Source organism: Rhodococcus gannanensis (assembly GCF_042681175.1).
Lineage (GTDB): Bacteria > Actinomycetota > Actinomycetes > Mycobacteriales > Mycobacteriaceae > Rhodococcus_G > Rhodococcus_G gannanensis.
The window spans coordinates 307,484-321,162 of sequence record NZ_JBHUFB010000007.1; the positions used below are offsets into that span (position 1 = coordinate 307,484).

Here is a 13,679-nt window from a genome sequence, read left to right on the forward strand (position 1 = left end):
TGCGGCTGCGGGCCCTGACGTGGGGTCCGGAGACGGGCCGTCTCGCGGTCCTGCTGCACGGCTTCCCGGACACCGCCCACACCTGGCGACACCTCGGGCCCACACTGGCGGACGCGGGCTGGCGCGTCGTGGCGCCGTTCACCCGTGGCTACGCACCCTCGACGGTGCCGACCGACCGCAGCGGTCACATCGCCGCACTGATGGACGACGCTGTCGCCGTCCACGCCCGTTCCGACGGCGGGCCGGATGCGGTGATCGTCGGTCACGACTGGGGTGCGATCACCGCGAATGCGCTCGCTGCGCATCCGGACAGCCCGTTCGTCGCGTCGGTCGCCCTCGCCGTCCCGCCGTTCGAGTCGTTGCGGAAACGAGCCGCTCTGCCGGTACTTCCGCGTCAGGTGCGTAACAGCTGGTACACGCTGTTCAACCAGGTGCCCTGGCTGCCGGAGCGGGTCGCGGAACCGCTGGTGCGCCGGCTGTGGGCGGACTGGTCACCCGGCTACGACGCGAGCGACGACCTGCCCGCCGTTCACGCGGCGATGGCCGATCCCGCGCATCGCAGCGCCGTGATCGGCTACTACCGGAATGCGGCGCGACCGTGGCCGCGGGTACCTGCCGGCTACCGCCGCTGGGCCGGTGCGGAGATGCGGCGAACACTGGTTCCGACCCTCTACCTGCACGGCGCCGACGACGGGTGCCTCGATCCCCGCCTCGCCGGACTCGTCGGGGATTCGCTTCCGGCGGGAAGTGAGTCCCATCTGGTCCCCGGCGCGGGTCACTTCCTGCAGTTGGAGCAACCCGAGAAGGTCAACGAACGGATCCTCGCGTTTCTCGCCACGCACTGACGGTGCGACGATGGTGGGCGCGCGAGAGCGCACGGCGACGGAAGGGGCTCGAGGGACGGTGGACATGCGGGCGTGGACTGTGCGTGGCAGGGCTGGGCAGGCGGCCGGGGCGCTGGTCCTCGCGGCGGTCCTCGGCGGGTGCTCGACGGGCAGCTCGCTCACCGACGATCCGGCCCCGGGGCCGATCACGGTCGGGGCAGGCGAGTCCGCCGAGAGTCAGGTCGTCGCCGAGATCTACGCCGAGGTGCTGCGCGGGACCGGGTCGCCCGTGAGCACCCGCCTTGGGCTCGGTGCGGGAGACACCCTGGCGATGCTGGACTCCGGTGAAGTGACCCTCGTGCCCGAGTACACCGGACCGCTTCTCCTGCAACTGAATCCGAATGCGACCGTCACCGATCCTGCCGATCCCGACGAGGTGTTCGCGGAGTTGAACAGGTCTCTGCCACAGGGGCTCTCGGTGTCGGACCAGGGTCTCGCGGAGGACCCGGCGACGACCGGCGAGGAGGGTGAGCGGGCCGCGGCCAACGTGGTGCCCCTGATGCGCGCGGGGGCGCTGACGACCGCACAGGTCAAGGCGCTCAATGTCGTTGCGGGCGAGCTGACGTCCGAGGATCTCGCGGACATGGGCGAGACGGTGCGCGGCGGCGAGCGCAGTCCCGGCCGGGTGGCCGGAGACTGGCTCGCCGCACGATAGATCGACCCGACGGTCAGACCCGCGGGACCGCGAGTTCGGCGCGCAGGAACTCGCCCAGTTCGGCCACCGCGTCCGCGGCCTCCCGGACCAGCGCCGCTTGCAGGTGCGCGACGTGCCACAGCGTCGGGAACTCCGTGTACTTCACCGTGGCACCCGCCGCGCGTATCCGGTCCACGAGATCGACGACCTGCGGATACAGCACCTCGGACGTGCCGACGTGCACGATGGTCGGCGGGAGGCCCGACAGGTCTCCGAGCAGTGGCGCGTAGCCCGGGTCGCGGGCGTCGCCTCCGCCGAGGTAGGCGGCGGCCGCCCGGTACGACCACCCGGTGTTGATCACGGTGTCCCGGTCGAACGGGGCGTTGCGGGCGCCGGGATCGACCCACGGTGCGATCAGCGCGAGAGCCGCCGGCTTCACGCTGTACCGGTCCACGAGTCGCCTCGCGGTGGCGAGGGACAGTCCGCCGCCTGCCGAGTCGCCTGCGACGGCGAGAGTCTCGGGGGTGAGCCCGTGCTCACCGAGCAGCTCCAGGTACGCGGCGACCGCGTCCTCGACGGCGGCCGGATACGGATGCTCGGGTGCCAGTCGGTAGTCGAGCACGTACACCGCAGATCCGGATTCCCGGGCGAGGTGCGCGGCGAGCGATCGGTGCGTCGCGAGCGATCCGACCGTGTAACCGCCGCCGTGCAGCTAGAGGATCGCGGTGCGGCGCTCGGTCGCGCCGACCGTGATCCGCTCGGCGGGCCTGCCTGCGAGGGTCAGCGGCCGCACCACCGTGTCCCGGGGCAGCGTCTGGAGTACGGAACCGGCGTCGATCACGCGCCGGGACACCGTGGTCGGGAGCGCGGGGTGCAGTGCGAGCCGGTAGAACGGCGCGAGTGCCGCGGCCACCACCGGGAGCGGAAGGTACGGCACGTCTAGTGGCCCTTCGGCTTCGGCAGGACGCGGCCCGCGATCTCGGCGACGACGCGCTGGTATCCGGAGCCGACCAGTCGGACCCACGCGTCCAGCAGTTTGGCGTCCGCCCCGATCAGGACACGGGCTTTGCCCTTCCGCACGCCGTTGACGATCACGGCCGCGGCGTCCTCGGGGGAGGTGCGTGCCAGCTTCTGGTCGAAGAACTGGGAGAACGTCGCGAGGTCCTCGCCCGGTCCGGCGATCGCGTTGCGGGCGATGGCCGTCTTGATTCCGCCGGGGTGCACGCAGGTCACCTTCACGGGGTGCTTCGCGATGAGCATCTCCTCGCGCAGCGACTCGGTGAACCCGCGCACCGCGAACTTCGCCGAGTTGTAAGCGGACTGACCCGGCATCGACAGCAAGCCGAACAGGCTGGAGACGTTGACGACGTGGCCGTCGCCGGATGCGATGATGTGCGGCAGGAATGCCTTGGTGCCGTTGACGACTCCCCAGAAGTCGACGTCCATGACGCGTTCGATGTCCTTGAACTCGGACTTCTCGAACTCGCCGTGGTAGGCGATGCCCGCGTTGTTGTAGACCTGGTTGACCTTGCCGAAGTGCGCGAGAACCGCGTCCGCGTACTCGAGCACCGCCTCGCGCTGGGTGACGTCGAGGTGGTCCGACTTCACGTCGGCGCCGAGTGCCTTGCACTGCGCGACCGTCTCCGCGAGTCCGACGCTGTTCTGGTCGGAGAGGGCGAGTTTCGCGCCGCGCTTCGCCAGGTTCAGCGCGAGGGCCCGGCCGATGCCGGAGCCTGCGCCGGTGACGACGACGACCTTGCCTGCGAATTCACTCACTGGACACTCACCTTTTCGTCGTGGTCTTCGTCGTGGTCCGGGGTTGCCGGCGCCGCGACCGGGGAGGGGGCGGGCAGGTCGGCGGCGTTGACGCTGTCGTACGCCTCCAGGTCGAACGTGCGTGTGATGTTACGGAACTCGAAGGTGAATGCCGGCCACAGCGTGGTGTTGTTTCCGTGCTTGTCGAGGTACCAGCTGGCGCAGCCGCCGTTGTTCCAGACGCTGTGGCTCAGCTTCTCCTGGAGGTCGCGGTTGTAGCGGTCCTGGGCGTCCTTGCGGACCTCGATCGTCCCGATGTCGTTGCGCTCGATCACGTTGACCGCGTCGACGACGTAGTTGAGCTGCGACTCGATCATGAAGACCATCGAGGTGTGGCCGAGGCCGGTGTTCGGTCCGACGAGGAAGAACATGTTGGGGAAGTTCGCGATGCTGGAGCCCTTGTAGCCCTGCTGGCCACCGGTCTCGAAAACCTCGGCGAGAGAACGGCCGTCGCGACCGAAGATGCCCGCGAACGTGGGCGAGTCGGTGACGTGGAAGCCGGTCGCGACCACGATCGCGTCGACCTCGCGGGTACGGCCCGTGCGATCGACGACTCCGGTCGCGGTGACCTCGGCGATGCCGTCGGTGACGAGGTCGACGTTCGGTCGGGTCAGCGCGGGGAAGTAGTTGTTCGAGATCAGCATGCGCTTGCAGCCGATCTGGAAGTTCGGGGTGACCTTCCGGCGCAGGGCCTTGTCCTTGACCTGGCGCCGCAGGTGCCGTTCGGCCGCGAACTGCAGGGGCTTCATGAACACCGGCGCCTTCGCCAGACCCACGACCTGCGTCTCGCGCATGAGGTAGATGCCGAGCCGGGACAGGCGCTGGAATCCGGGGACGTGCGTGAAGGCGAACTTCTCGACGGCGGTGTACTCGCGGTCCGCGCGCGGCAGGATCCACGGCGCCGTGCGCTGGTAGACGTCGAGCTGTGCGACCTTGTCTGCCAGTTGAGGCACGATCTGGATCGCGGACGCGCCGGTGCCGATCACGGCGACGCGCTTGCCGGTGAGGTCGTAGTCGTGGTTCCACTGCGCCGAGTGGAAGATCTCGCCCTCGAAACCTTCGATGCCCGTGATGTCGGGGAGCGACGGCTCGCAGAGCGCGCCGACGGCGCTGATCACGATCTTCGCGACGTAGGTGTCCTTCGACGTCTCGACGATCCAGCGCGAGCGCTCGGCATTCCAGGTCGCGGACTGTACGTCGCAGCCGAAGACGTGCTTGTCGAGCACGTTGTACTTGCGGGAGACCGATTCGATGTACTTCTGGATCTCGGGCTGGGGGGAGAACGAGCGCGTCCAGTTCGGGTTGAGCGCGAAGGAGTAGGAGTACAGGTGCGAGGGGACGTCGCATGCTGCGCCGGGGTAGGTGTTGTCGCGCCAGGTGCCGCCGACGTCCGAGCCGCGTTCGAGTACGAGGAAGTTCTTCTTGCCCTCCTGGCTCAGTCTGATCGCGGCACCGAGGCCGGCGAAGCCGCTGCCGATGATGAGGGTGTCGACCTCGCGCGGTGTGGTCTCCGGGGTCGCGGTAGTACCTGTAACTGGAAGACTCATGTATCGCAGAATAGTGGCACTACTGAGCATCGGTCAACAGTCTGTTGAATATTGTTCAGTAAGCTTCCTCGACATGGAAGCACCCAAGCGCGTTCGGATGAGCCCGGAGGAGCGGCGAGCGCAACTGCTCGACCTCGGTGCGCGCATGCTCGCCGAGCGGCCGCTCGAGCAGATCTCCGTCGAGGCGATCGCCGACCAGGCCGGTGTCTCGCGGGGACTGCTGTTCCACTACTTCGCGTCCAAGCACGACTTCCACCTCGAGATCGTCCGGCACACCAGCGCCCAGATGCTCGCGCACACGGAACCCGACCCGGATCTCGAACCGATCGCGATGCTGCGCGCCGCCGTCACGTCCTACGTCGACTACGTCAGCGACAACCGGGGCACCTACGTGTCGATGCTCCGGGGCAGCGCCAGCGGGGACGAGGCGATGCGCGAGGAGTTCGAACGGACCCGCGCCGTGATGGCCGAGCGGATCGTGACCCACCTGCCGCGTCTCGGGATCGAGTACGGTCCGCGCATCGCCCTCGCGGTCCGCGGCTGGATCGCGTTCGTCGAGGAGGCGACGATCAGTTGGCTTCGTGATCCCGGGATTCCGCGCGACGAACTGATCGACCTGCACGTCGCAGCGCTGCCCGCCGTCGCGCTCGGTGCCGCGGCCGCAGTCGACCTACTCGACTGAGCGGGCGCCCTCGCTGCCTGTCGGACGCCTCCGCTAGGTTGCGGGGGTCCGACCGTCGAGCCGAGGAGAGATGCGTTGCCCGAATGGAATTCGTCGAGCACGGTCCGGGTGCTGGCACCTGCCCGGCCACGCGCCCTGGCCAAGGTCCCGTTCGTCGAACTCGCGGACGGCCGACTGCAGGGGGTGGTGTCCAGCGGCTCCGACATCGGGCGTGTGTACGTCTCGTCGGTCGCCGCGGGCAGCTACGAATTCGCGTGCAGCACCAACAACAACCGGCCCTGCGGCGGCGCTCGGGGCACCTTCTGCAAGCACATCGCGACACTCGTCGACGAGGCCGCGCTCCAGTACGGCGCGGAACGGGTGGCCCGCTACCTGCGCGTCGACCTCGCCGGTGAGGATCTGTCGGGACGGGACGTCGCGGAGCGGATGCGCGAGGCCGGCCCGCCCCGTGCCGACGCGGGTGCGGCAGCAGGAGTCTTCAGCCGATTCCTGCGGCACCTGACGTACCTGGAACACCCGCCCACCACGACACCGATCCCCGAACTGCACTGGTTCCCGACCGCGCGGGCGGTGCGCTGATGCGTGGTGACCTCCTCGCCGAACCCGTCGACGGCCTGGACGAGGCACTGGCCGCCGTCGACGCGGTCGACCGCGTACTGGTCGCGGGTCTGCTTCGACCTCAGCCCGCGCAGGTCGCCGACCTCGCCCTGATCGCCGAGAGCGTCGAGGGAACGCCGCTGGCCGGCCGCGTCGCCGAAGCCGCGGACAAGGCCGCCGCAGGCACGGCGGGACCCGAACACACGGTGGCCCTCGCCGCCGCCCGCATCGCGCTCCTCGGCGCAGTCCACGACGCCGTGACCGCCCGGGTCGCCGCTGCCACCGGAACGGTCGCCGCCGGCGAACGGCTGCCGCCGACACGCGCCGAGGTCGAGCCCGTCAACCTGCTGGAGGCCGCCTGCACCTGGCTGGCAGACCTCGCCCGCTCCGGGTGGCAGGGCATCGACGCCGACCTCGTAGCGGGGGCAGCGCCCGTCGTCGCGGCGATGCTGCCGGATGTCACGCACCGGCGGCTGGCGACGCTGCTCGACGGGTTCGCCGCCGAACTCGCCGCGTCCTGCCCCGGGTCGGCGTTGTCACGGATTCCCGCACGTCGCTGGGCCGATCTGTGGTCACGTGCGATGCTCCTGACGCGGCCGGGTGCCGCCGCCGTCCCAGCCACGGGAGTCGTCAGCGGCCGCCTGCTGCCGCTCGGTGTCGACCTGCAGGAGCACCCGACGGCGGTGCAGGCGCAGGTGCACGCGGTACTCGAGCCCGTGGACGGTGGCGAGCCGCGGCTCGTGCGGGCGAGCGTGTCGACCCCGAAACCGGAGACCGTGGTCGGGGCCGGTGTGTGGCAACTGCTCCGGCCGCACCTGTCGCTGCTCGGCGCGGCAGGCGCCGGTCGGTCGGTCGAGATCACGGACATGCCGATCACCGCCGAGGGAGACCTGATCTGGCAGGACGCGAACGCCAGGCCCGGCGCGGCCGCAGATCCGTTCGTCACCGCCCGGGTCGTCCTGCCCACCGCGACCACGGTCGAGGTCGCGCCGCTGGACCGGCACCCGGCCCGCATCGCCGTCCCGGTCTTCCTCGACGGGTACACGATCGACGACGGTGCCACCGGAGGTGCTCCCGACGACGCTCCCACGGTGTCGTTCGTCGTTGCCGGACAACCGATTCGGGTCGACGTCGACCGCATTCCGTCCGCGAGTCCGCTGACCTCGGAGGCCGTCGCGGCATCGACCGCGTGCATCGCGCTGCTGCGCTGGGACGCCGGATCGTTCGTCCTCCAGCCGCTGGCCGTCGAGACGGCCGTGAAGCGGAAGACGGTCGCCGTCCACGCGGACGCCTGGGCCGCAGGCACCACCGACAAGGTGGGGGCGAAGGCGGAGAAGGCGGCCACCGCCGCAGTGGAGGCGCTCCGTGAGCGCGCCGGAAAGCTGCTCCGGGCATGACCGCGGACGACAACCGCAGGCAGGTCCTGTACTGGCGCCTGCTCGCCCGGCTCTTCGATCCCGAGGAGCAGGCCTCGCTCGAAACCGCGAGCCTCGGCGTCGTCGAGGACATCGGACTGCCGCCCGCGCTGCTCGATCCGCAGGTGTCCGTGGACTCGGTGGTGCAGCGGCACCCTGAACTGTCCGCGGAGTTCGACCGCCTGATGGTCCCCGGACCGGACGAGGACGCCGAGCGGGACGGCGCCGCAGAGGTGCGCCGAGCGGCGCTGGTGTCGAAGGTGTTGCTGAACGTCTTCGCCACCGGCACCGGCAACGTGACCGCCGGGCAGTTGAGCCGATGGCAGTCCGACACCGGATGGCTGGAACGGGCACTCGGGGTGACCCCGGGCGACCGCAGCGGGTCCCTCGGGCCCGAACTGGGCGCGCTCGAGGCGGATCTCGTCAAGCGGATGCACCTGCGCGAGGTCCTTGCGGACCCGGCCCTCGCCGCGCACCTGACGCCGAGCATGTCGCTCATCGAGCAACTTCTGCGCGACAAGGGCAACCTGTCCGGCATCGCCCTGGCGAACGCGAAGAAGCTGATCCGCCGGTTCGTCGACGAGGTCGCGGAGGTGCTGCGCAACCAGGTGGAGAGCGCCGCGGTGGGGACGATCGACAGGTCGATCCCGCCGAAGCGCGTCTTCCGGAACCTCGACATCGACCGCACGGTGTGGAAGAACCTCCCGAACTGGAACCCGGACGACGAGCGTCTGTACGTGGATCGGCTCCACTACCGGCACACGGCACGGAGAACCACACCGCAGCGATTGATCGTGGTAGTCGACCAGTCCGGGTCGATGGTCGACTCGATGGTGAACTGCGCGATCCTGGCGTCGATCTTCGCGGGCCTTCCGAAGGTGGACGTGCACCTGATCGCCTACGACACGCAGGCGCTCGACCTGACGCCGTGGGTGCACGACCCGTTCGAGATGCTGTTGCGCACCAACCTCGGTGGCGGCAACGACGGCATGGTCGCGATGTCGCTGACCCAGCCGAAGATCGCCGAGCCGCGCAACACCGTGGTCGTGTGGATCTCCGACTTCTACGAGACCCGGGTGGAGCAGCTGTTCGAGTCGATGGCGGCGATCCACCGGTCGGGCGCGAAGTTCATCCCGGTCGGTTCGGTCACCAGCGGAGGGCGCGCCAGCGTCAACCCGTGGTTCCGGGACCGCTTCAAGGATCTCGGCACACCGGTGATCTCCGGTCACATCCGCAAGCTCGTCCACGAGCTCAAGACGTTCCTTACCTAGAAAGGTGTTCATGTCCGACCTGCTGCGCGCACCCGCCGAACACAAGTACGCCGACGAGCTGGACTGGCTCGAGTCGATCGACACCGGCCCCAAGCCGTTCGCGTGGCGGCTGTCGCCGAAGATGGTGCGACTGTTCGTACTCGGCGCCGAACGTTCCGACGGCCTCGACCGCGAGATCGCCCAGAAGTGGTTCGGTGACCGCAGTGTCGTCGAGCGCGCCATCGTCACCCTCGCTTCGGACCGCGGTCTGCTACTGATCGGCGACCCGGGTACCGGCAAGAGCTGGCTAGCGGAACTGCTCGCGGCCGCTGTCAGCCGCAACTCGACCCTGGTGGTGCAGGGCACTGCGGGCACCACCGAGGACCAGATCAAGTACTCGTGGAACGTGTCGATGGTGATCGCGAAGGGGCAGTCGCGTGAGTCGATGATCCCCTCGCCGATCATGACCGCCATGGAGACCGGCGCGATCGGTCGGTTCGAGGAACTCACGCGCTCCACCAGCGACGTGCAGGACGCGCTGATCTCGATCCTGTCGGAGAAGTACGTCTCGGTCCCCGAACTCGACAGTGACAACATCGTTTTCGCCAAGGCGGGTTTCTCGGTCATCGCCACCGCGAACAGTCGTGACCGCGGCGTCAACGACCTGTCGTCGGCGCTCAAGCGGCGCTTCAACTTCGTTCAGATCCCGGTGGTGACGAACAAGAAGAGCGAAGCGGAGATCGTCCGCTTCCGCACGGAGGAGTTGCTGCGTAGGCACTCCATCGAACTCGACGTCCCGCCGACGCTCCTCGACGTCCTGCTGCGCAGCTTCGCCGACCTGCGTGCGGCCGCCGTCTCCGCGGGCAGCGACGACGAGAAGCTCGAATCCGCGTTGTCCACCGCCGAGCAGATCGGGGTTCTCGAAGACGCGATCCTGCACAGCAACTTCTTCGGGGAATCCGCGCTGACCGCTCGCACGCTGGCCTCGTCGCTGGTCGGGTCGCTGGCCCGGCGTCAGCCGGAGGATCTCGCGATCCTCAACAAGTACCTGCACGGCGTGGTCGAACCGCGGAGCAAGGACGAGGGCGGCGAGTGGCCCGAGTTCCTCGACGGCGGCCGCGACACCATCGCCACCCTGTCGTGACCGCGTCGACCGGCGCGCCCGCCGGGCGGCAGGCGTTCGACGCCCTGCGCACCCAGTTGCGGGACGCCGCTGCCACGTTCGCCGACGGACCCGACGTGCTGGCGGACATCCTGTCCGGCATCGTCGACGACGTCGACCGCGCGTTGGCGGAGCCACTGGAGATCTTCCCTGTGTGCCATCACTCGCCGGCGTCCGCCGTCGCGATGGCGCGGCGGTTGCGGGAGAAGCAACCCACCGTCGTGTACCTCGAGCTGTGCGAGGACATGGCGCCGATCCTGACCGAACTGCGCAACTGCCGGCTGCCGGTCGCGGTGCAGGCGTTCGCCACGGAGGTCGTCGGGTTCCCGGCGGAGTGGGCGCCGCTGTCGGTGGTCGCACCGATCACCGAGGCGTCGGCCGAGTACCAGGCCATCGCCTACGCCCTCGACACGCCGGGCGTGGAACTCGTGCTGGTGGATCGGTCGTCGGACCACGTCTTCCAGTGGTCGCCCCGCGAGGGCACACCCGAGCCGTCCGTCCCCGCGGACGCCGCGCCCGAGGAGGAGGCGGTCCTGCACGGGGAGGCGGTCGGTGTCGAGATCGGTGACCTGCGGCCACGTTTCGCGGAACTCGAGGAACACCTGCTGCACCATGGGAAGGTACGGCACTGGTCGGAGTGGTGGCACCAGTACGTCGAGGTCCCACTCGGCGACAGCGATCACCACACCTACCGTCAGGTGATGACCTTGATCGGCAGCCTGTTCCGGCGGCTGGCGCCGGGCGACCCGAGGCGGGTCCGGGTGGACGAGGACCGCGAACGATACATGTGGGCCCGGATGCGGGAACACCTCACGCGAACGGGCACCGACCCCGCCGACTGCCTGTACGTGTGCGGCGCGTTCCACGCGGCCAGCCGGGTGCCGGAATTCGGCGTCGGGGGCACGGACACGTTCGTGATCTCGCCGCCGAGCGGCAGCACCTGGCGTCACGGGCTGATCCCGTCCAGCCACGCCGCGATCGAGGCGCAGTTCGGACTGGCAGGCGGCTCGGTGTCCATCGCGGCGACGGAATGGGCGAAGTACCTCAAGCGGTCCCGGACGACGCCCTTCCGGCTCGCCGGTCAGGCTGGGACGAAACGCGCTCCACGGAAGGAACTTCCGGCGCCGGTCGCGGATTCCGCGCCGACCGATGCACTCACCGGGTTCCTTCGGCGCCCACCGGTGCTCGACGCCCTCGACGAGTCGGAACTGCTCGGCTGGTCTGTGGAGATCGTGCGGGCCGCACGCCGCAACGGCTACCTGGCGTCGACCGCCGACGCCATCGCCGTGTTCCAGACCTCCATCCTTCTCGCCGGGCTGCGGGACCGCGCGAAACCGACCCCGTACGACTTCCAGGACGCGGCGATCACCTGTATCGAGAAGGACCGCGTCCCGGGACGCCGAGACGTACAGCGGCTCGTCGAGATCATGATGGGCGGTGACCGTGTCGGGCAGGTCGGGTACGACGCGCTGCCACCACTGGCGCGCGACGTCCACGACCGGCTCGCCCCGCTGAACCTGCCGCTGCAGCAACGCGGGGTGCGCCGCGCACTGCTCGACATCGCGTCGTATCCCGAGCTGGAAGCGTGTTCCGATCTGCTGTGGATGCTCCGGTACCTGCTGCCTGTCGGTGCGGCTCGACCGATCATGGGGGAGAGGCGGCTGGGGGAGCGGCCGATCCAGGAGTCGTGGGATCTCGCGCTCGGCACGCATCAGCGAGCGCTCATCGAACTCGGCTACGAAGGTGTGAGTGTCGAGCAGGTTCTCGAGCAGCGGTTGCGGCGCACCGCGAACCACCCGCGCGCGACGGCGGCGGTGGTCCTCGGCACCGTCGAGGACGCGACCCTGTACCTGCGCAGCCCCCGCCTCGCCGCCGAACTCGGTACCCGCGCGCTCGACGTGCTGTCCGCCGAACGGGGTGTGGAGGGTGCACCGGAGGTGCTCGCCCGCATCCGGAGGCTGCTCGCCCACCACCGCACCGCCGACTCGGTGCTGCCGCCGTGGATCGAGGCGTTCGTCACGGCCGGCTACGCCCACTACTGCACGCTTCTCCCGACGGCGTTCGTCGACGACGATGCCACCGCTCCGCAGGTCGCGGCGATGCTCGGGTTCCTGTTCGGGATGGAGTCGCTGGCTCTGTCTTTGGGCTGCGACAGATCTCAGCTGGAACTCGCTCTCGCACAGTCTCATCCGCGGGAACCGGATCGGGTCGCGCTGCTGTGGGCGGCGCAGGTCCAGCTCGGTGATCTCAGCCGGCCCGAACTCCGCGCGCGGTGCGACGAACTGCTGTCCAATCCGCTGACCCTGCCCGCGTATCCGCGCTACCTCAGTGGATTCGTGCACGCGCTCGATCCGGTTCCCGGGCTGGTCGATTTCGTGGTCGAAGCGGTGTCCACCGCCTTCGCGCGACTACCGGACCGGTTGCTGATCCCGTGGCTACCGACCCTCGTCGCCACTCTGCGCACGAGCGGAACGCACCTGGCGCCCCGGCTGACGCGCGAGGCGGCCCGGACGTTCCCGTCCACCCTCCCGGCCCTCGACCGGTGGGTGCCGCCGTGGCTGCAGCTTGACGACGACCGCAGCCCGGCCGCACGGCACACCGGTGCGCGGGTGCGCCTGCTCGCGTCGTACCCCGGATCGTGCACCGCGCTCGCCGAGCTGCTGGGTTACGACGACCCGTGGGAGGAGTCGTCCCCGGACCGCTCCGTCGGTCTCCTGGCCGAGTTCCCGGACACCGCCGTCGCAGTGGAGGCGCTGGTGGCACCGTGACGAGGTGCCGCGATCTGTGAGAGTCACTCGAGTCCGTTCGCCCGCAGTGGGTCGCGGTCTACGGTCCAGAGCGGTTGCAGCATGTGCCAATCGGCGGGATGTGCTGCGATTCCGGCAGCGAACCGATCGGCCAGGGCCTGGGTCGTGTTCTGCACTCCGCCCGCGGTGTCGACGGGTGGATCGACACGAAATCCCCACCCGTCCGGTGTGAACCAGCAGTGCACGGGAAGCAGCGGGGCCCCCGTGTCGATCGCCAGCCGAGCGGGTCCTGCCGGCATCCGGGCTTGCTCCCCGAAGAACGTCACCGGGACTCCCGTGCCGCTCAGGTCGCGGTCCGCGAGCAAGCCGACGATCCGTCCCCGTCTCAGCCTGGTCGTGAGGCTGTCGAACGGCGGCTCCGCGCCGCCGCTGAGGGGGATGATCTCGAACCCGAGGCTCTCCCGGAATCGGACGAAACGCTGGAACAACGATTCGGGCCGGAGCCGTTCGGCGACGACGACCGGAGGCCCGGCACGGTGGGCCAGCCAGACCCCTGCGAGGTCCCAGTTGCCGCTGTGCGGCAGGGCCAGCACACCGCCGCGTCCGTTCTCGGTCACCGCTCGAATGTGCTCGAGTCCGGTCGCGACCGATTCGACGGTGTCGGTCAGCCGCACCGGATCCATCGACGGCAGCCGGAACGCTTCGCACCAGTAGCGGGCGTACGAGCGCATGTTCGCCCGTACCAGGGCGTCGGGTACCCGAGAAGGCGTCGTCGCGACGACCCGTGCGAGGTTCCGGCGCAGCTGTTCCGGACCCCCGTTCCGTGACGCGCGATCCGCCGCGGCATCGAACAGCCGCCGGGCCCAGGGCTGGGGCAGGGTGCGAACCAGGCGCCACCCGGCGGCGTAACCGAGGTCCCGGACCTGTTCTGCTCGGTTCACCCGCA

At 69.6% G+C, this 13,679-nt stretch carries 11 protein-coding genes and 1 pseudogene; 8 read left to right on the plus strand and 4 right to left on the minus strand.

The features are described 5' to 3' along the window. Together ACFSJG_RS05110 and ACFSJG_RS05115 are read left to right on the plus strand one after the other, a co-directional pair. On the plus strand, positions 1 to 845 hold an 845-nt coding region (locus ACFSJG_RS05110), incomplete at its 5' end, for an alpha/beta fold hydrolase (protein ID WP_378484115.1). A gap of 64 nt (positions 846 to 909) precedes the next feature. Beyond that, positions 910 to 1,539 (plus strand): glycine betaine ABC transporter substrate-binding protein, encoded by a 630-nt coding sequence (locus ACFSJG_RS05115; RefSeq protein ID WP_378484116.1) that lies wholly within the window; start codon positions 910 to 912, stop codon positions 1,537 to 1,539. A gap of 13 nt (positions 1,540 to 1,552) precedes the next feature. On the opposite strand, the pseudogene ACFSJG_RS05120 reads toward ACFSJG_RS05115, so the two are convergent. From ACFSJG_RS05120 to ACFSJG_RS05130, 3 genes and pseudogenes are all read right to left on the minus strand, one after another. Beyond that, positions 1,553 to 2,455: pseudogene (locus ACFSJG_RS05120) on the minus strand (alpha/beta hydrolase). A gap of 2 nt (positions 2,456 to 2,457) precedes the next feature. Continuing rightward, the gene (locus ACFSJG_RS05125) at positions 2,458 to 3,294 is read right to left on the minus strand and encodes an SDR family NAD(P)-dependent oxidoreductase (RefSeq protein ID WP_378484117.1); all 837 of its coding nucleotides are present in this window, start codon (positions 3,292 to 3,294) and stop codon (positions 2,458 to 2,460) included. After that, positions 3,291 to 4,880 carry a flavin-containing monooxygenase gene (locus ACFSJG_RS05130; RefSeq protein WP_378484118.1) on the minus strand — a complete coding sequence of 530 codons (1,590 nt, stop codon included), beginning with the start codon at positions 4,878 to 4,880 and terminating at the stop codon, positions 3,291 to 3,293. Before ACFSJG_RS05130 ends, ACFSJG_RS05125 begins: the two co-directional genes overlap by 4 nt. Positions 4,881 to 4,953: 73 nt before the next feature. On the opposite strand from ACFSJG_RS05130, the gene ACFSJG_RS05135 reads away from it, so the two are divergent. The 6 genes from ACFSJG_RS05135 (at position 4,954) to ACFSJG_RS05160 (ending at position 12,754) form a co-directional block, all read left to right on the plus strand. Then, positions 4,954 to 5,562, plus strand: coding sequence for a TetR/AcrR family transcriptional regulator (locus tag ACFSJG_RS05135; RefSeq protein ID WP_378484119.1), 609 nt, complete (start codon positions 4,954 to 4,956; stop codon positions 5,560 to 5,562). Positions 5,563 to 5,637: 75 nt separating this feature from the next. Then, the gene (locus ACFSJG_RS05140; RefSeq protein ID WP_378484120.1) at positions 5,638 to 6,141 is read left to right on the plus strand and encodes a hypothetical protein; all 504 of its coding nucleotides are present in this window, start codon (positions 5,638 to 5,640) and stop codon (positions 6,139 to 6,141) included. Then, positions 6,141 to 7,556 carry a hypothetical protein gene (locus ACFSJG_RS05145; RefSeq protein WP_378484121.1) on the plus strand — a complete coding sequence of 472 codons (1,416 nt, stop codon included), beginning with the start codon at positions 6,141 to 6,143 and terminating at the stop codon, positions 7,554 to 7,556. Before ACFSJG_RS05140 ends, ACFSJG_RS05145 begins: the two co-directional genes overlap by 1 nt. After that, a complete protein-coding gene (locus ACFSJG_RS05150; RefSeq protein ID WP_378484122.1) occupies positions 7,553 to 8,845 on the plus strand; it encodes a vWA domain-containing protein in 1,293 nt (430 codons plus the stop codon). Before ACFSJG_RS05145 ends, ACFSJG_RS05150 begins: the two co-directional genes overlap by 4 nt. 10 nt (positions 8,846 to 8,855) lie before the next feature. After that, the gene (locus ACFSJG_RS05155) at positions 8,856 to 9,968 is read left to right on the plus strand and encodes an ATP-binding protein (protein ID WP_378484123.1); all 1,113 of its coding nucleotides are present in this window, start codon (positions 8,856 to 8,858) and stop codon (positions 9,966 to 9,968) included. After that, the gene (locus tag ACFSJG_RS05160) at positions 9,965 to 12,754 is read left to right on the plus strand and encodes a DUF5682 family protein (RefSeq protein WP_378484124.1); all 2,790 of its coding nucleotides are present in this window, start codon (positions 9,965 to 9,967) and stop codon (positions 12,752 to 12,754) included. Before ACFSJG_RS05155 ends, ACFSJG_RS05160 begins: the two co-directional genes overlap by 4 nt. Before the next feature lie 23 nt (positions 12,755 to 12,777). Here ACFSJG_RS05160 and ACFSJG_RS05165 read toward each other — a convergent pair whose 3' ends face one another. Beyond that, the gene (locus ACFSJG_RS05165) at positions 12,778 to 13,674 is read right to left on the minus strand and encodes a phosphatidylinositol mannoside acyltransferase (RefSeq protein ID WP_378484125.1); all 897 of its coding nucleotides are present in this window, start codon (positions 13,672 to 13,674) and stop codon (positions 12,778 to 12,780) included. Positions 13,675 to 13,679: the final 5 nt, after the last annotated feature.